The organism is Synechococcus sp. H55.7, from assembly GCF_047462395.1.
Taxonomy (GTDB): Bacteria; Cyanobacteriota; Cyanobacteriia; order Thermostichales; family Thermostichaceae; genus Thermostichus.
The window spans coordinates 1-21,878 of the sequence record NZ_JANSJD010000009.1; the positions used below are offsets into that span (position 1 = coordinate 1).

Here is a 21,878-nt window from a genome sequence, read left to right on the forward strand (position 1 = left end):
CCACGCGAAGGTTGTCCTGAAGTTAACCGGCACGGAGGAAGATAGAGTCGTTTCAAACAAGACTAAGACACTTTGCCGCCGACCCGCCCTCACCCCCGGCCCCTCTCCCAGCCCTCCCCCCCGGCCCCTCTCCCAGAGGGAGAGGGGAGTATGCTGGGGGATTGACTTGCTTTAAGCCAAGGGGAGTGAGGCGGGGGAGGGAGAGATCTGCCCCTGGTGCACGTGAAGGATTTGCGCTCCCTTAAGCCAAGCGGTGTCAAAGGATCCTAGGTGGGTGGTGGTAACCAAAGTTTGCACCCGCTCTTGAATGGCCCCTAAGAGCTGGTTTTGGCGGTGCAGATCCAGCTCCGCCAGCACGTCGTCCAACAGCAGCAAGGGCGGATCCCCCTTCACCTGCTCAATCAGCTCCAGCTCCGCCAGTTTGAGGGCCAAGACCAAGGTGCGCTGCTGCCCCTGGGATCCGTAGGCACGAGCCAGCCGTCCGTCGAGGCTCAGCTCCACCTCGTCCCGGTGGGGGCCGACCAGGGAAGTGCCCAGGGCCTGTTCGGCAGCAGCCTTGGCGCGGATCTCTGCCAAGAATTGGGCCTGAACCGCCGCGGGATCGGCCTGGGGATCCGGCAGGGGCACCTGGGGGCGATAGGTGAGGTTGAGGGTCTCCCGTCCGCCGCTGATGGTTTGGTGCCAGCGGGCGGCCAGGGGTTCTAGCCGCTGCAACAGCCGGGCGCGACGGCGCACGATACGACTGCCGCTGGTGGCCAGTTGTGCGTCCCAGAAGGCCATCTGAGAAGCTTTGTTGCTGGCGGCTCCTTGCGTCGGCGGGATGGAATCCTTGGGATCCTGCTTCAAGAGGGCATTGCGCTGCTTGAGGATCTGGCGATACTGCTCCACCAAGTCGGCATAAACAGGCTCCAGTTGGATTAACACCCCGTCTAGCCAATGGCGTCGCGCCTCTGGCCCCCCTCGCACCAGCTCCAGATCCAGGCTGGAGAACACCACGGCACTCACCTGCCCCAAAAAGTCAGATTGTCGCCGTAGCACCTGGCCGTTAACCCTCAGGGATCGCCCCCCCTGGCTGCGCAGCTCCATTGCCAGCTCGTGGGCCACCCCCAGCCGTTCCACGGTGGCGGCAATCCGCGCCCTCTCTTCCCCCTGCTGCACCAGCTCCCGATCCCGGCTGGCCCGCCGCGAGCGCAAGGTGGCCAAGAGCTCCACTGCCTCCAAAAGGTTGGTCTTGCCCTGGGCGTTCTCCCCCACCAGGATGGTCTTGGGCGCCTCGAAGGGGATCCCCTGATCCCGGTAGTTGCGGAAGTGCCACAGGTGCAGAAAACGCAGGTACACTCGACGAGGGTGGGCTATTGACTCTGGATTTCTGGGAACAAGAACGGCCCCCGCGGCGGGGGCCTTCACTCTAACGCAACTGCTGCAGGGTTAGGAGAAGAGAGCGGGCTGCCTCAACCAGGGGGCGCTTAGAGGCTGCCCAGGGATCCCAAACCGCTCAGGCGCTCTGCCGCCAACAGATGCAACGCAGCGCGGGCCGAGTGGTGGGCAGCCTTGCTGCGGCTGTAGTCGGCGAAGGTGTAGCTGCCCGGATCGGTATTGACCCTGCTCAACAACTGCTGGGCTTGCTGCTGCAGCTCGGCCACAGGGCCGGCGGTGATGTTGGCGAAGGCCATCTCCGCCTGCAGCCGGCTGAGGGACTCTTGGGCGCGCAAGGGGGCCTCGAAGAAGGAACGGCCAGGACGGCTCCCAAAGCCAACTCCGCTTCGTAGAGCGCCTTGGCGGCTTTGGCCAAGTTTTCCGCCGCTTTGGCCTGCTCGCGGACGGCGAAGACATTCCCCCTTTGCAGAGCGTTCTGGGCCTCGGCCAAGCTCTGGCGGCTCAGCTCCAGGAGACGGGCGGCTTCCGGAGAGGATCCCCGCTGGGCGAAGAAGCTGGCTTCCGCCAGGTGCCGCTGGGCTTTGGCCAGGTCGTGGCTGGCCCGCTCCAGCTCCCGCGGGCTCTGCCAACTCGGCTGCATTGGCACGGGGGCTGCGGTTCCAAGAGCCGGGCGGCGGCCCCGCTGGGCTTGCGCCGGGGATCCCAGCACCAGGGGAGTGAGGAGCAGCAAAATCGGCAGGGAACAGCCGAGGGCACCGGTGAAGGAAGCACGAATCGTCATGGTTACAAACTCCAATCGACAGGACAAGCCGGTTTGGGGTTGGCTCAGTGGGCTTTCCCTTGCGGCCTATCCTGAGGATGGCGAAAGAAAATGACGTGAAGATGACAAGGGCAGCTCCACTGTAAACACCGACCCCTCTCCCACTTGGCTGGCCACCCGCAGGGATCCCCGATGGGCGGTGACGATCTGGTGGGCCAAGGCCAGGCCCAGCCCAAATCCCCCTGTATGGCGGGCGCGGGCCGTGTCCACCCGGTAAAACCGCTCGAACAGGTGGGGCAAGTGCTCAGGCGGGATGCCGAGGCCCGTGTCCCTCACGTGGATGCAAACGCAATGGTGCCGGCTTTCCAGGCTCAGTTGCACCGTGCCGCCGGCGGGGGTGTACTGCAGGGCATTGCGCAGCAGGTTTTCAACCGCCTGCCGCAGCAGAGCCGCTTCCCCGCGCACCCGCCATTTCCCAGCAGGCCCCGGCAGGTCGCATTGCCAGCGAAGCCCCAGGGACTCCGCTTGGGGCCGGTATTGTTCGCCCAGCTCCTGCACCAGCTCCCGCAAATCCACCAGGGGCAGATCCTCCCAAGGCAGGGATCCCTGCTGGCGGGCCAACTGCAGCAACGTATCGATTAACCCGCTGAGGCGGCGGGCGCTGCTCACCACTTTTTCCAAACGGGGTTGTGCTTCTTCCGGGGCAAGCAGAGCCATCTGGGCATTGCTCATCAGGGCGGCCAGGGGGGCGCGCAACTCGTGGGCAGCATCGGCGGTAAAGCGCTGCAACTGCTCGTAGGAGCGGCGAATCGGCTGCATGGCCAGCCCCCCCAAGATCCAGCCGGCCCCGCCGATCAACCCCAGCGTCAGCGGGATCCCGATCCCCAGCCCCCAGCGCAGCCGGCCCAAGCTCAGTTGCAGCGGCTCCAGGGGCACCGCCAGTTGCAAGTAGCCCAGGATCTGCTCCTCCTGTTGCACCGGCAGGGTGAGCTGGCGCAGCAGCCTGCCCCCTTCCTCCGCCACCGTCTCAAACCCCAAGGACAGGTGGTGGGGAGAGCCAGCCAACAGCTCCAGCGGAGGGGGGGATCCCGTGTATTGGCGCAGGGATCCCAGCGGCTCTGCCCCACCGGGCTCGGCGGCATCGAACCAGCGCACGTAGGCCAGGTGATGCTCGAGGGGCTGGGTTTTGCTCCCCAAGAAAGGCACTTCGTTCAAGACCAGCCGCCACTGCCCCTGGCGCAGCTCGTACTTGATGGCGGCTGCCATAATCCGGGCTTGACCCTGCAGCTCCTCGTCAAAAGCCTGCAACCGGTTCTCCACTTCCAAGCGGTAAAAGAGGGCGGCAAACACCACCAGGATCCCGCCCATCACCCCGGCAAAGCTGCGGGCCAAGCGACGGCGGCTGTGCTGAAACAGCCCTGCCTCTTCTGTCGCGGCTTTCCGGCTCAGGTGCTGCTGAAGAGTTGGCCTCAGAGAAGCCCAGTCCCAGCCCAGCCGCGGGAGAGAATGCTTTGGCCCGGCTCTTTTGGCCTCCATGCCACCCCTAAGGAACTGCTTCTATGGGTCTGCTGCCGGGGAGGGGATGCGCAGCCGGTACCCCTGGCCATACACCGACTCCAGCCAATCCTGGGCCTCCACCTCCTTTAACCGTAACCGCAACCGCCGCACCAGCGCCGCCACGGCATTGCTTTCCGGCTCACAGCCCCACTCCCACACCGCCTGTTCGATCTGGCCGCGACTGAGCACCTGGTTGGGATGGCGCATCAGGTATTCCATCAACTGAAACTCTTTGCCCGAAAGCTGCACTTGCCGCCCCTGCCGCTCCAGGATGAGGCTGGCCAGATGCAACTGCAAGGATCCGAGGCTGAGGCTGTCGCCTTGCCATTGGGGGGAACGGCGCCCCAACGCCCGCACCCGCGCCAGCAGCTCTAGGAGATCCACCGGCTTGACCAGGTAGTCGTCTGCCCCCGCATCCAACCCCTGCACGATGTCCGATGTGGCATCCTTGGCGGTTAACATCAGCACCGGTGCGCATCCCCCCAAGCGGCGGTACTGTCGACAGAGTTGGATCCCACTGGATCCTGGCAGCATCCAATCCAAGATGAGGAGATCGTAGGCTTTCTCCTCCATCAGCCAAGCGGCCGTCTCCCCTTCGCTGGCGCAGTCCACCACATGGCCGCACTTGGCCAAAGCAGCCTGCAAAGGCTCCAACTGCTCCGGGTCGTCTTCCACCAACAAAATGCGCATGTCCCGCTTGCTACCCACCGATCCCACTCTGCCAGGCTAGGATGGCGGAGAAAAGCTGTTTCCCGGATCCCTCAAAGCATGGCGAACCTCTTCAAGCTTCTTCAGTCGCGTAAGCGGCGCGGAGCGCTCTGGCCCAGCTTGGGGGCCGACTTCTGGCTGGTCTTGCCCCTGGCCGGGATCCTGTTTGGGGTGGGTGGAGAATGGGTGACCGGCCAAGTGCTGAGCCGTCCCCGCCCGCAGGCGCAGCCTTTGGCCATTCGCAGCCAGCAGCAAGCCATCCTAACCCTGGATATTCTCTCCATCCAAGCGGAGATCCGCCGCTCCCGTGGCTACACTAAGGTGGAGGTGACGACCACCAATCCCCATTTGCGCAAGCTGGAATTTGAATTTCCGGAGCTGGATCCGAATCGGGTGGCTGCCCAGATTGCCCAAGAGCTGGGCCTCAGCTCCGATCAGGTGCAGCGCCTCACCCGCTACAGCTTGGACTAGAAAGGTATTTCAACAATAATTTTTTAATTTTTCAAGCAAAAAGGCCATCTCCCGCGTTCCCTTGGGTCAGCCCTCCAAAAAAACGCGGGCCAACTGCTCGCAGGCCGCTCTAATTTTCTCTAGGTTGCCGGGGTTGACCAAGCCGTAGTAGTCAAATCCATAGACCCTCTGGGTTTGAACGGCTTTCAACTGGTTCCAAAAGGGGCGGGCACGGAAAAACGCCAAGGGATCCGCCGCCTCCGGGTTGACCACCAACAAAACCTCGGGGTTGGCTTCCAGGATGCGCTCTGCCGCAAGGGTGACATAGCCGCGAAATTGCCCTTGGCTTTGCAGGGCAGCCGTTAGGTTGTCGGCGCCAAAGCGCTCCAGCAGATCCCCGGCCCAGCTTTGCCGGTTGGGAGCAAGAATCGGCTGGGTGCCGACCAAAAGCAGGGTTTTGGGGCGAACCGGGGGCAGCCCCTGGGGCAAAAGCGATCCGTACTCCCGCAGCAAGGGATCCGGATCCACTCCCACAGCCGCAGCCAGAGTGGCGATGGTTGCTTCCAGGGCAGCCCAACTGTCCACCTGCGTGAGATAGGTGGGGATCCCCAATGCCTGCAATCGTTCTGCCAGAGCCGTGTGCAAGCCACTGGCCCCCACCACCCAGTCCGGTTGCAGGGCCACGATTGGCTCCAGGTTAGGTTGGTTGCCCAGCCCCAGCCGAGTTATGCCCTGAAAGCGGGGATCCGCCTCCAACAAGCGCCCGGCCGGGATCCCCACCAGTTTGTCCGGGGCCAGGCGATAGAGAATATCGGCGGTCAAGGAGGTGAGGCTGGCCACTCGCCGAACCGGAGCTGGCGGGATCTGGCTTTGGGCCTGGCGACCCATCCCCCAGACCCCCAGGCTGGCCAGGCCAAGGACAAAAAGTTGACGGCGAGAAAGAGAAGACGGCATGGACAATCTCCAAAACAGTCAATTGAGGGTAAATTGAATCGGCACCGTTACCCACGACTCAATCGGGGTGTTGTTCCTCAAGGCGGGGCTAAATTGCCAGCGTTGCACCGCCTCTTGTGCGGCCCTGTCCAGGGCCGGGAAGCCGCTGGAAGAGAGGATCTCCACCTGCTGCACCTGCCCTTGGGCATCCACCCTGGCCCGCAACAGCACTTGGCCTTGCTGGCCGAGGCGGCGGGCTTGGGGAGGGTACTGTGGCGGCGGGTTGCGACCCGGAATGGGGCGGGCCAGGATGTCCGGATTGGCAGCCACTGCTGCAGGCGAGGAGGTAGGAGTGGAAGCCTCCCCAGCCCCTTCTCCTGCTGTCGGCGCAGACCCCTGCGCCTGGGATCCACCGAGGCCAGCAACGACACCCCTCCCAGGAGCGCTGGATTCGGATCCCTTGCTCCCGGCAGTGCCCCCGCCACCCGAACGGATCCCTTGGATGAGGGGGGTGAAGCGGGGAATGGGAGCGCTCGTAGCAGCCCCAGAGGGCGGCCTGTTGGTCACAGGTGCGGCCGTGGGGGTAGCCACCGGAGTTGGAGGGGGCTGCTGCGGTGAGGGGGTGACCGTCGGTGTTGGCGAGGGCGGCGGAGGGGTTGGGGCGGCCATCGGCGTGGGTGTAGGGGTCGGCCCCAGCTTCGCCGTGGGAACAGGCGTGGGGGGCGGCGTTGGCAAAGTTGTCAGTGAAGAAGCTTGAATCTGCTGGGGTGCAGGATCGGGCGGGAGTGGGGCAGCCGCAGGGGGGGATTCCGAGGCCGGCTGGGTCGGCTCCTCCGCTGGGTCAGGCAGAGCTGATTCTGCAGCCGCCTCAAGCTGGGCCGGCGGGGGATCCTCCAGCCACAGCGTGACCGGGATCCGCACTTCGGGTTCTCTCAGAGGTCGGGATCCCCACCCCAGCAGCCCCAACAGATGCAAAAGCAGCGAGAGCAAAGTCTCCCAGCGCAGCGGGCGGAGCTCCCGACTTTGCCCAGGCAATTCAGGGAGATCCTCCAGCGAGGTGCAGGCAACCGAGAGAGCAAGGGAGCAATAGCCCGCCAGCAGGGCCGCCCTGAGCAGCTTCTCCCCCCAGCCAATCCAGCGCAGCCCCTCAGAGCTCTGGCCCCGCGCCACCCCCCACAGCCCCAGCTCCAGCCAGGCCAGACCCACCCCGTAGGCCATGCCTGCCTGCTGCCAATACCCCATCTGCAGGCGCCACAAAAGCCGAGGGTGGGAGCCCCTCTGCAAAGAAGCGGATCCCCGGTCGGTGCGAGTGGGGGGTTTGGCGAGCATGGCTCGGGGCTATCTCGATGGGCACGTCTGGCGGGGAGTCCTAGAAGCGGCTGGAGAAGCTGAGGGCCACATGGCGCCCCGGCTGGGCCCGCCGCTCCACTTCAGGGCCAACAAAGAGGGTGCGGGTTTCGGAGTAGAGAAAATACCGCTCGTCGAAGAGGTTGAACACCCCGAAATTGAGCTGCCAGTTGTCGTCTAGGTTGTAGTAGCCCAGCAGATCCACCACCGTATAGCCGCTGGGCACAAAGGGAATCTGCGGGGGAGCGTTGGGGTTGGGTCGCACCACCTCCCGCTGCGGATCCCGCGGATCCGCCACCAGCGTGGCCACCAACCTCGCCCCCCATACCTGGCTGGGATCGTCGTAGTGCAGCCCCAGCACCGCCGTCAGCGGCTCGATTGAAAGCAGGGGCTTGTTTTCTGTAAGATTGTCCCCCACCGCCCAGGCAAAGCTGCCGTTTAGGCTCCAACCGGTTAGGTCGGGGCTAAAGAAATATTGTCCTGTCGCCTCTACGCCATAGATACGGGCGCGGCTGATGTTTTGGCTCTGGAACAGGATGACCGGCGGGGGCGGCGGGCTACCGGGGGGGCCGGGGGGTGAGGGCTCGGATCCCACCTCCCGGAATGCCTCGATAAAGTCGTTGTAGGTGTTGTAGTAGGCCGCCAAGCTGAAGCTGGCCTGCGGGTAGATCCCTCGCAAACCCACTTCAAAGCCCTGGCTGGTTTCCGGGCGCAAGTTGGGGTTGGAGAGGGTGCGATAGCGGAAAACCGGGCTGACCAGGTTGGTAAAGCCGCTGTTGATCTCGTTGTATTGGGGAGCGCGAAAGCCGGTGTTGTACTGGGCCGTAAAGGTGAGGTTGGGGTTAATCCTCCACACTAGGCCCAGCTTGGGGGAGACGGCATCGGCAAAGAGGCTGGCCGCTTCTGACCCGCTTTTCAAGAAAGCTTCATCGGGGCTGGGGGTGAGGTTGTAGGTGTCGTAGCGGATGCCGGGGATCAGAGTCAAGTTGCCGCCGCCAAAGTCGATCTCATCCTGCACATACAGCCCAAAGCGCACGGTGTCCGAGTCGGGAAAATCTTTGGTGGGAAAGGTATCTGGGGGTATGTTTTGGGTTACTGCTCCAGTTTGCAGATTGGTCTGAAAACGGTTGCGAGGTCGCTCGTTGCGGGTGGTGGAGATCTCCATCCCATACACCAGGCGGTGGGAGAGATCCCCGGCTTGGAAGCGGCTTTGGGCCTGCAGGCTGGCTCCCAAAATGTTGCTGACCAGCTCGTTGAAGGTATCCCGCCGCACCGGTACGGGTCGGCCTTGCACCGTGAGGGTGCGCTCCTCTACACTGGGCTCGCGGGTGCGGGCGGGCTGGTAGTAGATCTGGACAGTGGCCAGCTCAAAAGCGGGATTCTCTGGGTTGGCGTAGCGATACTCCAAACTGAGGCGGCTGCGCTCGGTGTCGATGGTTTCCCTAAATAAGCTGACGGCGGGATCCAGGTTGCGCCGCGAGAACGTGGTGGTGGTGCGGCTGTTGAAGTACTCGCCGGTCAAGGTGAGGCTTTCCAAGGGGCTGAAGCGGTAAACCAGCTTGGCCAAAACGTTGTCCCCCTCCACCGTTTGCCGATCTTTGAAACTGGGATCCGCCTTGATATCCGGCTCCCTGGCGTCGCGGCGGGTGTAGATGAGCAGGGCTTCCAGGTTCCCCTGGCGGCCCGCCAAGCTGAGGGTGTTGACAAAGCCTTGGTTTTTGCTGTCGTACTGGCTGGAGAGGCCCACATGGCTGTCCCGTTCCCCCAGCAGATCCACTGGATCTAGAGTAGTGTAGGTTACCACGCCCCCCAGGGCATCGCTGCCGTAGAGGGTGGAAGCAGGGCCGCGGATGATCTCCACCGTCTTCAGGGTCTCCAGCTCAAAGGTGTCCCGCCCGATGTTGAAGGGGCCAAAAGAAAACCGCTCCGGCTGTCGGATCCCGTCCACTTGGATCAGCACCCGGTTGGCGTCAAGGCCGCGGATGTTGAAGTCTTGCAGTCCATAGCGGACATTTCGCCGCACGCTCACCCCCGGCTCGTAGCGCACCAGATCCTGGATGTTCTGGATGAGCTCCCGCCGCAGGCGCTCCCGGTCGATGACGGTGATGCTGGCCGGCGAGTCGGCCAGGGTGCGCTCCGTGCGGGTGCCGGTGACTGTAACCTGCTGCAGGCTGAAGACAGGGGTGCCCTGCTGCAACACCTGCAGATCCGCTTGCAGCCGCTCCACTTCCGCCTGATCCCCCCGCCGACGGGCAGCTTCGATCTGGGCTTCTAGCTCGCGAATCTGCTCTTGGATGGTGGTGGCCCCCCGAGGGGTGGCCTGGGCCAGCAAAGGAGTCTCAGGAATCCGAGCCGCGGGTTGTGCCTGGGCCGGGGATCCCCAACTCAGCCCCAGACACAGCCCCAAACTCACTGCCTTCCAGCCACAGCCGGTTACTCGCATAACTTCTCACTCTCCCAAAAACCACCAGAAACAAGTCAAACCTTCGCCTCAACACCCTTTCCTCCCAGCCAGAGGGGCCTTGCCGGGTCTGCGCTGCGCAAGGGGCAAAGCTGGAGCCCCACCGGCGTTGGGATCCACTCCACCTCTAGGCCAAACACCTGCCGCACCCTCTCAGCAGTCAAGGCCGCCTGCGGGGATCCCAGGGCCTGCAACTGGCCGGATCCCAGCAGAGCCACCCGCCGGCTGTAGCGAATGGCCAGGTTTAGATCGTGCAGCACGCTAACCACCGTCAGCCCCTGCTCCTGCTGCAGCCGTCGCAACAGCTCCAGCAGCTCCAGTTGGTGGCGCAGATCCAAAAACGTGGTGGGCTCGTCCAACAGCAGCACCTGCGGCTCCTGCACCAGGGCTAGCGCCAGAAAGGCCCGTTGCCGCTCGCCGCCGGAGAGCGTTTTCACCCGCCGCAGGGCCAGGGATCCCAGTCCCGTCTGCTCCAGCGCCCATTCCACCCGCTGCCGATCTGCCCGCGGCAACTGCCACGCCCACCAGGGCTGGTGAGGAGAACGCCCCAAGCTCACCAGTTGCCGCACCGTCAGCCCTGTCGGGATCCGCGGCTGCTGGGGCAAAAGGGCCAACTGCCGCGCCACCTGTTGCGGGCTGAGCTGGGTGTGCAGATCCCGACCGTCCAAAAGTACGCGCCCCGCCTGCGGAACCAACACTCGGCTGAGTAGCCGCAGCAGGGTCGATTTGCCTGAGCCATTGGGGCCGACAATGCTCAGCCAGTCCCCCGCCTGCAGGCTGAAGCTCACCTGCCGGATCACCTGATGCGAGCCATAGCCCCCGCTCAGCGCCTCGGCCTGCAAAATCGGCCGGCCCGCCCTCATTGCCCCGCCTCCTGCTGCCGCAGCAGCCAGCCGAAAAACGGCGCCCCCATCAACGCCGTGACGATCCCCACCGGCAGCTCTACAGCCCCCAGCCGGGCGAGGAGATCGGCGCCGCTTAACAGAGCCGCCCCCGCCAAGGCAGAAAGGGGCAACAGCCAGCGGTGATCCGATCCCACCCCCTGGCGCACCATGTGGGGCACCACCAACCCCACAAAGCCGATCAACCCCCCCACGCTGACGACTGCCGCCGCCAACAAAGCCGCCACCAAGCCGATGGTCACCCGCGTCCGCACCAACGGGATCCCCAAGCTCACCGCCATCTCTTCTCCTAGGCCCAGCAGGTTCAAAGCCCGCGCCTGCGCCCAGCCCAGCCCCAGCCCGACCAGGATATACACCCCGGCCACCCGCACCTCCGGCCAACCCCGCCCGCTCAGGCTGCCGATCAACCACGTCAGGGCCACCTGGACCCGCTCATCGGCCAGGAGCAACAAAGCAGAGCTGATCGCCCCAAAGAGGGCGCTGACAGCCACTCCCGCCAGGATCAGCCGTTCCACCGCCAGCCCGGAGCGGGTGCGCGCCAGCCCATACACCAACACCGTAGTCAGCACGCCGCCCACCCAAGCTGCCAAGGGCACCCAAGCCGTCCACTCCCCCCAGGTGAGCAGCGCTACGGCCGCCAGGCCCGCCCCCGCCGAGATGCCCAGCAGGTAGGGATCCGCCAGCCCATTGCCCAACATCCCCTGCAACAGGGCCCCCGCCATCCCCAAGGCTGCCCCTAGCAACTGGGCCAAAAGCGCCCGCGGCAGCCGCAACTGCCAGACAATGGTCTGCCGGATCGGATCCCCTTGCCCCCACAGGGCCTGCCACAGCTCCGAAAAAGTTATGGGAACGGATCCCAAGGCAATTGAGATCCAAAGCAGCAAGAGGATGACACCCAGTAGCAAAACCATCAAGCCGACCGGCGAGCGGATCCGCCTGGTCTGCCCCCAGCGGCTCTCCGGGTCAACTCCTGATGACAGACGCTCTTGCTTGGCCAACATCGCAAACCTCTGGACCTTTAAGAGGGGGAGATCCCCAAGACAAGACAGCCCCAGCCGGCTCGCCAGCGCACCCAGACCCACCTCGGCGCAGCCCTAACCTGCCGAGCTTCTTAGCTTGTTGAGACTTAGATTCAATAAAAACGTAGCTGTCAGAATAACAGGCTTTCTTAGCTATTGCAAGTTAGTTTTAATAAGTCTTCGACCCCCTTTGAGCCAAGGGGAGATGGATCGGCACTCCCAGCCGCCTAGGCCGGCTTGTTCCCCGAAACCAAAGTCTGCCTTCACTGAGCTGCCCAAGGAGAGGGGGAAGATCCCCAATAAAATGGCCGAAGCCGGCTAGCTTGGGTTGGACAGAGCCGTCTTGAAGTATTGGCGCTATGACTTCTTCCGCTGCCCCTGAGCCCACCTGGGATGCCCTGCAGGTGGATCCCGCCCTGCTCACCCCCATGATGCAGCACTACGTAGAGCTAAAGCGGCAATACCCGCACGCCATCCTGCTCTACCGCCTGGGGGATTTCTACGAGATGTTTTTCCAGGACGCGCAACTGGTGTCGCGGGAGCTGGAGCTGGTGCTCACCGGGCGAGAGGCGGGGGCCATCGGGCGGGTGCCCATGTGCGGGATCCCTTACCACGCCTTTGACCGCTATGCCGCCCAGTTGGTGGCCAAAGGGTATGCCCTGGCCGTCTGCGACCAGATGGAGCCGGCGGATCAAGCCAAAGGCTTGGTGCGGCGGGAAGTGACGCGGGTGATCACCCCCGGCACGGTCATCGAGGAGGAGCTGCTGCAGGCGCGGCAAAACAACTACCTGGCGGCCATTGTCCGCCTGCGAGGCTCCAAGCAAACCGCCTGGGGCCTGGCCTATGCCGACATTTCCACCGGCGAGTTCTGGGTCTGCCAGAGTGAGGGGCAAGAGCAGCTAGAACAGGAGCTGGCCCGGCTGCAGCCGGCGGAGATCCTGCTGCCCACCGAAGAGGGGCTGGGCCTGGGCCTGATGCGGCCTGGGGATCCCCAAGCCCCCCTGGGCCTACCCGGCCAGTACGCCTGTACCCTGCGCCCGGCGGAGCCCTTTGAGCTAGCGGTGGCGCGGGACAACCTACTGCAGACCTATGGCCTGCGCTCCCTGGAGGGCTTGGGCTGCGAGGGGCTGCCGCTGGCCATTCGGGCGGCAGGGGGATTGCTCCACTATCTGGAAGAGACGCAAAAGAATCTGGTGCAGCCCTCTCCCCAAGGGGGCCATCCGCTTCTGCGCCCGCCCCGCACCTACCAGCTCACCGACTACCTAATATTGGACGCCCAGACCCGCCGCAACCTGGAGCTGACCCAGACCATCCGCGAGGGGGCCTTTGTCGGATCCCTGCTCTGGGTCTTGGATCACAGCCGCACCGCCATGGGCGGGCGCACCCTGCGCCGCTGGCTGCTGCAGCCTTTGCGGGATCGAGAGCAAATCCGCCTTCGCCAGGACACCATCCAGGAGCTCTTGGAAAACCCCTCCCTGCGCACCCGCCTGGGATCCCTGCTGGACTCTCTCTACGATCTGGAGCGGCTGGCCAACCGCGTCGCCTCCGGCACTGCCAACCCGCGCGAGCTGGTGGCCCTGGGATCCTCCCTGGGCAAACTGCCCCAACTGGCCGAGCTGGTGGCCGAAGCCCAAACTCCCCTCCTGCAGAGCCTGCAGCAGGTGGATCCCGCTCTGGTTGACCTGGGCCGGCGCATCGAGCACACCCTCTTGCCCTCGCCCCCGCCCATTCTCACCGAAGGGGGGCTGATCCGGCCTGGGGTGGATGCTGAGCTGGACAGGCTGCGGCAGCAGGTGGAGCAAGACCGCCAATGGATTGCCCAGTTGGAGAAAACCGAGCGCGAGCGCACCGGCATCCCCACCCTCAAAGTGGGCTTCAACAAGGCCTTTGGCTACTACCTCAGCATCAGCCGCGCCAAGGCGCAGCAGGTGCCCAAGGAGTACATCCGCAAGCAGACGCTAACCAACGAAGAGCGCTTCATCACCCCCGAGCTCAAAGAAAAAGAAGCCCGCATCCTCACCGCCCAAACCGACATCAACCAGCGGGAGTACGAGCTGTTTGTGCAGTTGCGCCAAGAGGCGGGATCCCAAGCTGCCGCCATCCGCCAGGTGGCCCAGACCCTGGCCGCCGTCGATGCTCTGTTTGGCCTAGCCGAGGTGGCCGTGCAGCAGGGCTACACCCGCCCGGTGATCACTGCAGATCGCCGTTTAATCATCGAAGAGGGTCGCCACCCGGTGGTGGAGAAATCTTTGCCCCAGGGCCTGTTTGCCCCCAACTCGGTGCGGCTGGGATCCCCCCACGGCCCGGATCTCATCGTCCTCACCGGCCCCAACATGTCCGGCAAGTCCACCTACTTGCGCCAGATTGGGCTGATCCAGATCCTGGCCCAGATGGGCAGCTTTGTCCCGGCGCGGCGGGCGGAGCTGGGCCTGTGCGACCGCGTGTTTACCCGCATCGGCGCCGTGGATGACCTGGCCACGGGACAGTCCACCTTCATGGTGGAGATGAACGAGACGGCCAACATCCTCAACCACGCCGGCGAGCGCTCCCTGGTGCTCTTGGACGAGATTGGCCGCGGCACCGCCACCTTTGACGGCCTCTCTATTGCCTGGGCGGTAGCGGAGTACCTGGCCACCCAGGTGCGCGCCCGCACGATCTTTGCCACCCACTACCACGAGCTCAACCAACTGGAGACGCTGCTGCCCAACGTGGCCAACTTCCAGGTGGTGGTCAAAGAGCTCCGGGATCGCATCATCTTTTTGCACCAGGTGCAGCCGGGGGGAGCCGACCGCTCCTACGGCATCGAGGTGGGGCGCATGGCCGGCCTGCCCCAGCCGGTGATCGAGCGGGCCCAACAGGTGCTGGCCCTGGTGGAACAACACAGCCGCATCGGCCTGGGCCTGCGCAACCAAGGGAAAAGCCGCCCTTCTTCAAACAACCCCAAAAAACAGTCCAAGCAAGAACCCCATTCCAGCGGGATCCCCGACTGCGATGCCACAGCTGGGGATCAACTGTCCTTGATCCCGGCTCCCCCCTTTCCCAAGGAGCTCTAGGTCTATCCCCGCTCCAGATCCCGTTCTTGCAGCCCCAAGGTAATGGCCAGCACCTCCAGCTCATCCCGGTGCCCCTCCACCCACAGCAGGGATCCGGGGGGCGAGTCCGCCGCTTGCAACCTCAGGCGGATCTGCTCCGGGCGGTGGCTGCGCCGCCAGTAGTACCAGCCCGCCCAAGGAGAGACCAACAGCAGTGTCCAGGGCCAGGCTCCCCAGTCCGGCTCCAGCACCTGCAGCACCAAAGCCAGACAGGCCAGCCCCGCCCCCGCCAGCCCCGTCAAAAAAACGGCCAACCCGGTGCTGGCCCGCGCCTGCCCCGCAAAGGTGGCGATCCCCTCCGCATCGGCAGACTGCAAGCAATAGGCCCGCTCTTCCAGGTGCTTTCGGAGAAGGGATCCCATTTCCTCCAGGCTGCGACTGCTAAAATAGAGACGAGCTTCAACGCGGTCTTTGCCAGAGGCTCGCAGAAAAAAGAATAAGCCGATGGCCAGCAGCACCGTCAGCGCCAAGATTGAAACTCTTTCCCCGGTCAGCGTGGCGTCTGGCATCGCAAAGGCGATCCCAAGCATCTGAGCAGCGCCCATCCTGCCAGGAGTCAGTAGGTTCGGTAAATCTAACTTTTCGGGGAGCTTCTCCGCCAGCAAGCCGAATAGAATATGTGAACGGGAACGGCTCATCCGATCACTTAACAGATGACTTAAAAGATTGCTTCTCAAGTTTAGACCCTCTAGACCTTGAGGATGGATGGGTTGCCGGCTTCGCCGGCAGAGACTGTCCCGAGGGCAGTGCGCTTTTCGGCAGTAGCGGTGGCAATTGAGCTGGGGGAGCTCTACGCTGGATCTCATGCGTTTAAGCCGAGAAATGCAACTATAATTAAGTTATGATAAGGGGCTCACGCTCCGCCCATTGGGTGACCCCTCCACCACTTCAGCTTTTCTGTGTGAAGTATGGGCATGAAGTCGGGCTGAGGGCAGTGTTTCATCCGTTTGGATGATGATAGCGCGAAGCCCTCGGTACTGGGGAATACTTAAGCCCAACCGGCTCTACAGCCATCACCACTGCTTGCTCAGCCCACTTGACGGCCTGCCTCTATCGCTGTTTCAGCAACACCCTACATGTCTAACTACGAACCTGAACTCAACGATGTTTTGTTGGATGGCGATCTCCTCGATCCTCCGGAGGAGGTAGAGGTCGATCTGGCCGAAAGCGAGTTTTTGGAAGAGGAGCCGACTCGTCGCTCCACCGACTTGGTACGCCTCTATCTGCAGGAGATCGGGCGTGTTCCCCTCTTGGGGCGCGATGAAGAGGTGGCCCTGGCCCAAAAAGTCCAAGACTACATGAAGCTCTTGGACATACGCCTGCGCCTGCAGAAGGAGCTGGGACGGGATCCCACTCCCGCCGAATGGGTGGCCAAAGCCAACCAATACCCCGAGTGGGCCAACCTCACCCCCGAAAAGCTGCAGCAGATCCAGCGGACTGGCAATCGTGCCAAAGAGCACATGATCAAGGCCAACCTGCGCCTGGTGGTGTCGGTGGCCAAGAAGTACCAAAATCGCGGCCTGGAGCTGCTGGACTTGATCCAAGAGGGCACGCTGGGCCTGGAGCGGGCGGTGGAGAAGTTCGACCCCAAGAAGGGCTATCGCTTCAGCACCTACGCCTACTGGTGGATCCGGCAGGGCATCACCCGCGCTATCGCCACCCAGAGCCGCACCATCCGCCTGCCCGTCCACATTACCGAGAAACTGAACAAGATCAAGAAGGCGCAGCGCAAGCTCTCCCAAGAAAAAGGCCGCACTCCCACCATTGAAGATATTGCCTCCGAATTGGAGATGACCCCGCCTCAAGTACGAGAGCTGTTGGTACGGGTGCCGCGCTCGGTCTCTCTGGAAACTAAGGTGGGCAAAGACAAAGACACCGAACTGGGGGATCTGCTGGAAACCGACGACATCTCCCCCGAAGAGACGATGATGCGGGAGGCCCTGCATCGCGATCTGCAGCAGTTGCTGGCGGATCTCACCAGCCGCGAGCGGGATGTGATCCGCATGCGCTTTGGCTTGGGAGATGGGCGCACCTACTCGCTGGCGGAAATTGGTCGCGCCTTGGATCTGTCGCGGGAGCGGGTACGGCAAATCGAGGCCAAAGCCCTGCAAAAACTGCGGCAGCCGAAGCGGCGCAACCGGGTGCGAGACTACCTCGAAGCCATCAGCTAGTCGGGCCTGCCTAGGGTCTGGATGGAGATCGCCGGCTAGCAATCTTGCTCAAGCGCGTCTGGATCCGGGCTGCCAGCCAGTTCACTTCCGGGATCCGCAAATACAGGGCCCCCGCCGCAAACAAGCTGAGACCGATGCCGGCGGCCAGACCAGCCCAGAGGGCGGCGGTGATCAAAGGGGATCCCAGGATCTGCTGGGAGCGCAGTTGCGTCCACAGCCAATGGCTGAGGGCCCCGGCCAAGGTGGTGATCCCCAGCAAGGGCAGCAGGGCCTGCCCCATCTCCCGCCAAGGGATCCCCGGCAGACGCCGGTGGAGGCGGATCCCCAGGCCAATCAGAGCCATCAGGTTAACGCCTGCCGTAGCCAGGGCAATGCCCGGTGCTCCAAAGGTTGGCAAAAACAGGAAGTCCAGCAGGGCATTCAGGCCGATGGCCAGGCCGCTGATGTGCAGAGGTGTAGCCCCGTCCTCCAGGGCGTAGAAGATGCGCACCAACACATCCCGCAGCAGGTAACAGGTCATCCCCAGCCCATAAGCCATCAGCAGGGCCGCCACCTCCTGCGTCACCTCCGGCGCAAAGCGACCGCGCTGGTAGGCCACTTGAACGATAGGTTCGGCCAGGGCCACCAACACCATCGCAAGGGGCAGGGTGAGGATGGCCGTAACCATCAGCCCTTGGCGGATGCGCTGGCGCAGCTCCGGCCAACGGGATCCATCCCCCGCCAACTGGGCGTAGAGGGGCATCAGGGGCACCAGCACCATGTTGGAGAGAATCCCCAGGGGGGTTTGCACCAAAAGCTGGGCATAGCCCAAGTTGCCGATGGTGCGATCCCCGGGCACGAAAGAAGCAAAAAAGAGATCCACGTAGACATTGATGTGGATCATGCCGGAGGAGATCACCGCCGGCAGCATCAGCAGGCCCACCGCCCGCACCTGCGGGGATCCCCACTCAAAGCACAGCCGCAGCCGCCCCAGCCCCAGCCGCATCTGCAGAGGCACCTGCGCCAGCCACTGGGCAATGGCGCCGATGAGCACACCCCAGGCTAGCAACGTCGGGATCCCTGTCCACCCCAACGTGACCAGGATCCCGATCACCGCCAAGCTGGAGATCAGGGGGCTGAGGGCGGGCAAGAGGTAGTGCTCGGCCGCATTCAGCGCCCCAAAGCCGATCCCAATCCAGCCCGAGAGCAAGGCCAGGGGGGCCATGATCCGCAGTTGCGCAGCGGCCAAAGCGTGGACTTCGGGGCTGGCCCCTGGCGCATTCAGGCGCACCACCCAGTCGGCTCCCCACCAGAGGCCCAAGGTCACCGCCAAGAGCAAACAGCCCACTAGGGTGGAAATCGCTTCCAGCCAGACGGTCGGATCCTCTCTGCCAGGATCCCGCTGTTTTTTGAGAATGCTGACGATGGCGCTGTGGAAAGGGCCGTTGATCCCACCCAGCAAGATCAACAAAAAGCCGGGCAGGACGTAGGCTATGCTAAAGGCGCTGTACTCCGGCCCTGACCCGTAGACTGCCGCGATCAGAGCCTGCCGGACAAACCCCATGCCCTTGCTGAGCAGCGTGGCCCCTGCCACCAGCCCTGCCACCGAGAGCAAAGAACGGGACGGCAGGGCGGAAGACTCCTGCGTGGCGGACTCCTCTATCACGCTGCCCTAACCCCTGCCTCAACAACCAACGGCTGCCGGGATCCCTCACCACATCCCTGGGAACCGTCCCCCATTATGCGGCATTTGCAGGTTCCGTCAGGCTCCTTTTATAAGAGAGGGCAGCCCTCAAGCCAACAGTTGCCGTTCCTGCTCCAGTTGCTGCAACAAATGCTCATCCCCACGGGTTTGGGCAGAACGGATGCGCTCCTGCAGCCGGTGCAGCAGGTTCCGCCGATGGGTTTCCTCAACCAAGCTCATAAAGTGTTTCCGAGAAGAGGCTTGAGGGGAGACAACTGCTGCCGGGATCCCTTTCACCTCAGGGCTCGCCGCCGTCACCCTTGTTTCAGACTGGAGGGCCACACCTCGATACACGAAGGCAAAAGACTGAGGCAGCGCCACGGCTACGGATTGAGCTGGCCAGCTCCACTCCAAACCTCGATGCCGAGCCGGCACGCCCTGCCGATTCTGAATCGCCGCAGAGGGTGAAACAAACTCATGGGCAATACCCCGATAGGTCAGTTGCATAGGAAAACTCCCTTGGTTCAGTTGATCGATCTTTACTTTCTCTAAAGAGCTTAAAAAAGCCGCCACCTCAAGGCTGCCCAAAGGGGATCTCTCCTTCACGCAACCCAAGCGACCGAAAAGACAAAAACAAGCTGAAAGGGTAAGCCTTAACTTTATTCTGTATTCACTTTGACAAAATCATCCCTTTGGTGTCAACTTGCGGTTACTGAGCACATGGACTACCCCACCGCATGGGCGGGTGGGGTTTCCTGACCTACCGGCAGGTCTGCGAAGAATAGGCAGGCGGCACCAGCAGCAACCGAACGTCTGCTCTAGTTGCTTTGTGAGCACTCGCCATAGCAGCGAGGAGGGCTTGGGGAACACCTCTACAGAAAGCCTGCAAGAGCCTGCAGCTCAAAGCAGCTCGTCGATCAGCCGCAGCACCTGCTGCAGCTTGGCGCTGGGGGATTCTTGGTGTTTTAGGTTCATCTCCACCAACTGCTTGAGGGCGAGCAGCTTGATGTTGGACTCCACCGCCGCCGCTGCAATGGCCTGTGCCGCCGGCAAATAGCCGCTGGCCCCCAAATCCAGGAGAGCAGCCCGCCGCAGGTGGATGTTGGTGTGCTCCAATACCGAGAGCAGACGCTGGGCAAAAGCCGGATCCCCAGTCAGACGATAGCAGGCCCGCGCTGCCGCGCATTGCAAACGAATGGACGTGTGCTCTAGGTAAAGGCGGATTGGCTCCAGGGCAGCGGCCACTTGCAGGTGACCAAGAGCCTCGATAATCGCCTCTAGGGCGGCTTGCGCTTCCGTCTCCAGCCCTTGCTCCACAAAGCGCAGCCCTTCCAGCAAAGCGGATCCCAGCTTTTCCACTTCCTCAGGATCCCCATCGAGGTTGTTGGCCAGAGCGATCTCCACCAGCGCTTGGGCGGCGGCTGCCACCACTTGGCCATCGGAGCAAAACAAAGCCCCTTTTAGTGCTGGGATCCCGGCAAGGGATCCCAGTTTGCCCAGGGCGCGAGCAGCATTGCGCCGCAGCGGATATCCCCCTTGAGCTGTGCGATCCGTTTCATCCGCCAGAGCTTCGATCAGGGCCGGGATCCCTTCGGGGATGCGCATGCGCCCCAGCCACCAAGCAGCATAGTAGCGTTCCCCCGGATCCCCGTGGCGCAGCTTGGCGACCTGACCAGCCGGCGTGAGATCCACCGACGGATTGGGATCCGAAGGAACAGCAGTGGTCATGAAGTCAACAACGAAGAAAACACGCAGAAGGGATCAAGCGCTGCGGACGCTGACGATCTTGGCGCCCGATTTGAGCAGCCGCTGCATCGTCGCCGACAGTTGATCGGCGGAGACGAAGATCTGCTGGTTGGATTTGCGCACCCGGCTGGAGGTGGCCAGAGCTGAAGGCGGATTCAACAGTCGGGTCACTTCCACACAGAACATGCGATCCGACTGGCCCGTTGGCGGCCCCAGGTGCTTGGAAATGGGGCTGGGCGGCAGCAGGCCCCGCACCCCGATGCGGCGAATGGCCGGGGTAAAGCCGGTGGCCAGAGGCATCATCAAGCGGGGTCTGGGCCCCTGGGAGCGGTCGTTGTTGGCGTAGCCTCCGTAGAGGGCAAAAAGGTTGGTGAAGTCGCGGGTGGTATGGGCCTTGCGGTATTCAAACCCGCGCGGATAGGGGACGATGTTGTCGCCAAAAGCTTCCAGGTATTCCGGGCTGTCGATGTAGGAGTCGATCTCGGCGCTGTGGCCGCCCGATTGATAGATGTCCAGGTGGCGGGCGATATCTTTAGGACTGGTGGGAGCGCGACCCAGCAGATGCTTGAAATTCAGTTCGATGGCACGGGTTTGCGAGTTGGGGTAGAAAAACCGCTTCTTATAGGCTTCGGACTTGGCGATCAGTCGCACAAACTCGCGCACCGTCAGGCTGCCCTGGCGCAGCAAGGATTCCGCACTGGCCAGCTCCTTCCTGTCCGCCCCAAACAAATGATCGTTGCCCAGCACCTGACGATAGATGGCGCGCAGCACCGCATTGAGCTGCTCCTGGCTGGCATTGGGACGCAACTCCAATGGGGTGGTCTCCGTAATACCCCGGATGCCCATCTGGCTTGCCGCTGTGATTGCACTCATGCTAGTTCCCCCGATTGAGCTGGATGAATACAGATTGCAAATTGACTTGACAAAAAGCTTGTGTTTGGAGATCAACAAAAGCCAAAGCCCTAAGCTGAATGAGAGCAACAGCGGTGCCCTCTCGTTCGCTGGAGAGACTGCCCCTTAAACCCACCCGGTCAAAAGGAACTCTCCACTCCGTAACAGGCTGACCACCGTTGCCCTCAACAACCTCGTCCCCCGGCGCCTGCACGACCGGCCAGCTATCTTCTGGCCAGCGTCAAGGGGGATCCCAAGCCAAGGGCCTAGCTGAGCGCGTTGATGGCGTAGTCGATGTAGGTGTTGGCTTCGGTGGCCGCTTGCCCGGTCAGGCCGTGGTTGGCTTTGATGTAGCGCAGGGCTTCGATAAACCAACTGGGGGAGAGTTCAAAAGCGGCGTTGATCTCGCGGATCCCGGCCAACTGATACTCGTCCAGAGGGCCGGTGCCACCGGCTACCAAGCAGTAGGTGATGTAGCGCAGGTAGTGGCGCACATCGCGGGCGCACTTGTCTTTGCCGGCCTGGGTGTGGCACTGCCCGCCCGGCTGGGTGGTGTAGGGGAACTTAGCGTAAACCGCTTCGGTGGCACCGCGCACCAGCTCGTCGGCACGGCTGCTCAGGACGCGGGCGGCTTCCATGCTGGCGGCAGCTCGCTGAAAACGGCCATTGATGGCTTGCAATTCGCTGTTGCTCAGGTAGCGCCCTTGGCTATCGGCAGTAGCAATGGCGTCAACAATTGGGGTTTGCATGATTCAAAACGCTCCTTTACTTAAGCTCAATGCAAAAACAAAGCAAAAGATT

The 21,878-nt window shown here is 63.0% G+C and carries 19 protein-coding genes; 3 read left to right on the forward strand and 16 right to left on the reverse strand.

The genetic code is table 11. The features are described from left to right. Positions 1–171 precede the first annotated feature (171 nt). The 5 genes from recF to rppA all read right to left on the reverse strand — a co-directional run bounded on the left by recF (position 172) and on the right by rppA (position 4,384). Positions 172–1,338 (reverse strand): DNA replication/repair protein RecF, encoded by a 1,167-nt coding sequence (recF, locus tag NW851_RS05860; RefSeq protein ID WP_414337280.1) that lies wholly within the window; start codon positions 1,336–1,338, stop codon positions 172–174. A 128-nt stretch (positions 1,339–1,466) separates the two neighbouring features. After that, on the reverse strand, positions 1,467–1,673 hold the full coding sequence (locus tag NW851_RS05865; RefSeq protein ID WP_414337281.1) for a hypothetical protein: 207 nt from the start codon (positions 1,671–1,673) through the stop codon (positions 1,467–1,469). Next, positions 1,607–2,158, reverse strand: coding sequence for a hypothetical protein (locus tag NW851_RS05870; protein ID WP_414337282.1), 552 nt, complete (start codon positions 2,156–2,158; stop codon positions 1,607–1,609). Before NW851_RS05870 ends, NW851_RS05865 begins: the two co-directional genes overlap by 67 nt. Positions 2,159–2,224: 66 nt before the next feature. Continuing rightward, entirely contained in the window at positions 2,225–3,673 is a 1,449-nt protein-coding gene (locus NW851_RS05875) for a sensor histidine kinase (protein ID WP_414337283.1), read from the reverse strand. A gap of 21 nt (positions 3,674–3,694) precedes the next feature. Beyond that, positions 3,695–4,384 (reverse strand): two-component system response regulator RppA, encoded by a 690-nt coding sequence (gene rppA, locus NW851_RS05880; protein WP_414332354.1) that lies wholly within the window; start codon positions 4,382–4,384, stop codon positions 3,695–3,697. Positions 4,385–4,462: 78 nt separating this feature from the next. Between rppA and NW851_RS05885 the strand changes: the two genes are divergently transcribed. Continuing rightward, positions 4,463–4,873: a hypothetical protein gene (locus NW851_RS05885; RefSeq protein ID WP_414332352.1), complete on the forward strand. Its 411-nt coding sequence runs from the start codon at positions 4,463–4,465 to the stop codon at positions 4,871–4,873. Between the two features lie 66 nt (positions 4,874–4,939). Here the strand turns inward: NW851_RS05885 and NW851_RS05890 are convergent, their stop codons facing one another. From NW851_RS05890 to NW851_RS05910, 5 genes are read right to left on the reverse strand one after another with little or no spacing between them, the layout of a single operon-like run. Then, positions 4,940–5,806, reverse strand: coding sequence for an ABC transporter substrate-binding protein (locus tag NW851_RS05890; protein ID WP_414337284.1), 867 nt, complete (start codon positions 5,804–5,806; stop codon positions 4,940–4,942). 18 nt (positions 5,807–5,824) lie between these two features. Further along, positions 5,825–7,114 carry an energy transducer TonB gene (locus NW851_RS05895; protein WP_414337285.1) on the reverse strand — a complete coding sequence of 430 codons (1,290 nt, stop codon included), beginning with the start codon at positions 7,112–7,114 and terminating at the stop codon, positions 5,825–5,827. Positions 7,115–7,154: 40 nt separating this feature from the next. Next, positions 7,155–9,575 (reverse strand): TonB-dependent hemoglobin/transferrin/lactoferrin family receptor, encoded by a 2,421-nt coding sequence (locus NW851_RS05900; protein ID WP_414337286.1) that lies wholly within the window; start codon positions 9,573–9,575, stop codon positions 7,155–7,157. Between the two features lie 35 nt (positions 9,576–9,610). Further along, the gene (locus NW851_RS05905) at positions 9,611–10,456 is read right to left on the reverse strand and encodes an ABC transporter ATP-binding protein (protein ID WP_414337287.1); all 846 of its coding nucleotides are present in this window, start codon (positions 10,454–10,456) and stop codon (positions 9,611–9,613) included. Continuing rightward, positions 10,453–11,496, reverse strand: a complete 1,044-nt coding sequence (locus tag NW851_RS05910; protein ID WP_414337288.1) for a FecCD family ABC transporter permease — start codon at positions 11,494–11,496, stop codon at positions 10,453–10,455. Before NW851_RS05910 ends, NW851_RS05905 begins: the two co-directional genes overlap by 4 nt. Positions 11,497–11,873: 377 nt before the next feature. Here NW851_RS05910 and mutS point away from each other — a divergent pair, with 377 nt between their 5' ends. After that, positions 11,874–14,567 carry a DNA mismatch repair protein MutS gene (gene mutS / locus NW851_RS05915; protein WP_414337289.1) on the forward strand — a complete coding sequence of 898 codons (2,694 nt, stop codon included), beginning with the start codon at positions 11,874–11,876 and terminating at the stop codon, positions 14,565–14,567. Positions 14,568–14,569: 2 nt separating this feature from the next. Here mutS and NW851_RS05920 read toward each other — a convergent pair whose 3' ends face one another. After that, positions 14,570–15,115 (reverse strand): cofactor assembly of complex C subunit B, encoded by a 546-nt coding sequence (locus NW851_RS05920; RefSeq protein WP_414332338.1) that lies wholly within the window; start codon positions 15,113–15,115, stop codon positions 14,570–14,572. A gap of 567 nt (positions 15,116–15,682) precedes the next feature. On the opposite strand from NW851_RS05920, the gene sigC reads away from it, so the two are divergent. Continuing rightward, on the forward strand, positions 15,683–16,777 hold the full coding sequence (gene sigC, locus NW851_RS05925) for an RNA polymerase sigma factor SigC (RefSeq protein ID WP_414332336.1): 1,095 nt from the start codon (positions 15,683–15,685) through the stop codon (positions 16,775–16,777). A 10-nt stretch (positions 16,778–16,787) separates the two neighbouring features. Here sigC and murJ read toward each other — a convergent pair whose 3' ends face one another. The 5 genes from murJ to NW851_RS05950 form a co-directional block, all read right to left on the reverse strand. Further along, positions 16,788–18,422 (reverse strand): murein biosynthesis integral membrane protein MurJ, encoded by a 1,635-nt coding sequence (gene murJ / locus NW851_RS05930; protein ID WP_414332334.1) that lies wholly within the window; start codon positions 18,420–18,422, stop codon positions 16,788–16,790. A gap of 126 nt (positions 18,423–18,548) precedes the next feature. Continuing rightward, on the reverse strand, positions 18,549–18,947 hold the full coding sequence (locus NW851_RS05935) for a DUF4278 domain-containing protein (RefSeq protein ID WP_414337290.1): 399 nt from the start codon (positions 18,945–18,947) through the stop codon (positions 18,549–18,551). A gap of 393 nt (positions 18,948–19,340) precedes the next feature. Beyond that, positions 19,341–20,168: a HEAT repeat domain-containing protein gene (locus NW851_RS05940; protein WP_414332331.1), complete on the reverse strand. Its 828-nt coding sequence runs from the start codon at positions 20,166–20,168 to the stop codon at positions 19,341–19,343. A 33-nt stretch (positions 20,169–20,201) separates the two neighbouring features. Next, positions 20,202–21,059 carry a phycobilisome rod-core linker polypeptide gene (locus NW851_RS05945; protein WP_414332329.1) on the reverse strand — a complete coding sequence of 286 codons (858 nt, stop codon included), beginning with the start codon at positions 21,057–21,059 and terminating at the stop codon, positions 20,202–20,204. Positions 21,060–21,343: 284 nt separating this feature from the next. Next, positions 21,344–21,826, reverse strand: a complete 483-nt coding sequence (locus tag NW851_RS05950) for a phycocyanin subunit alpha (protein WP_011434281.1) — start codon at positions 21,824–21,826, stop codon at positions 21,344–21,346. Between the last annotated feature and the right edge of the window lie 52 nt (positions 21,827–21,878).

Bases quoted from the DNA above. Each gene is read 5' to 3' on its own strand.
- NW851_RS05910 (WP_414337288.1), bottom strand. From the start codon at position 11,496: ATGTTGGCCAAGCAAGAGCGTCTGTCATCAGGAGTTGACCCGGAGAGC.
- NW851_RS05950 (WP_011434281.1), bottom strand. From the start codon at position 21,826: ATGCAAACCCCAATTGTTGACGCCATTGCTACTGCCGATAGCCAAGGG.
- NW851_RS05905 (WP_414337287.1), bottom strand. From the start codon at position 10,456: ATGAGGGCGGGCCGGCCGATTTTGCAGGCCGAGGCGCTGAGCGGGGGC.
- rppA (WP_414332354.1), bottom strand. From the start codon at position 4,384: ATGCGCATTTTGTTGGTGGAAGACGACCCGGAGCAGTTGGAGCCTTTG.
- NW851_RS05890 (WP_414337284.1), bottom strand. From the start codon at position 5,806: ATGCCGTCTTCTCTTTCTCGCCGTCAACTTTTTGTCCTTGGCCTGGCC.
- NW851_RS05900 (WP_414337286.1), bottom strand. From the start codon at position 9,575: ATGCGAGTAACCGGCTGTGGCTGGAAGGCAGTGAGTTTGGGGCTGTGT.
- mutS (WP_414337289.1), top strand. From the start codon at position 11,874: ATGACTTCTTCCGCTGCCCCTGAGCCCACCTGGGATGCCCTGCAGGTG.
- NW851_RS05875 (WP_414337283.1), bottom strand. From the start codon at position 3,673: ATGGAGGCCAAAAGAGCCGGGCCAAAGCATTCTCTCCCGCGGCTGGGC.
- NW851_RS05920 (WP_414332338.1), bottom strand. From the start codon at position 15,115: ATGCCAGACGCCACGCTGACCGGGGAAAGAGTTTCAATCTTGGCGCTG.
- NW851_RS05945 (WP_414332329.1), bottom strand. From the start codon at position 21,059: ATGAGTGCAATCACAGCGGCAAGCCAGATGGGCATCCGGGGTATTACG.
- NW851_RS05865 (WP_414337281.1), bottom strand. From the start codon at position 1,673: ATGGCCTTCGCCAACATCACCGCCGGCCCTGTGGCCGAGCTGCAGCAG.
- NW851_RS05940 (WP_414332331.1), bottom strand. From the start codon at position 20,168: ATGACCACTGCTGTTCCTTCGGATCCCAATCCGTCGGTGGATCTCACG.
- NW851_RS05885 (WP_414332352.1), top strand. From the start codon at position 4,463: ATGGCGAACCTCTTCAAGCTTCTTCAGTCGCGTAAGCGGCGCGGAGCG.
- NW851_RS05935 (WP_414337290.1), bottom strand. From the start codon at position 18,947: ATGCAACTGACCTATCGGGGTATTGCCCATGAGTTTGTTTCACCCTCT.
- NW851_RS05895 (WP_414337285.1), bottom strand. From the start codon at position 7,114: ATGCTCGCCAAACCCCCCACTCGCACCGACCGGGGATCCGCTTCTTTG.
- NW851_RS05870 (WP_414337282.1), bottom strand. From the start codon at position 2,158: ATGACGATTCGTGCTTCCTTCACCGGTGCCCTCGGCTGTTCCCTGCCG.
- sigC (WP_414332336.1), top strand. From the start codon at position 15,683: ATGTCTAACTACGAACCTGAACTCAACGATGTTTTGTTGGATGGCGAT.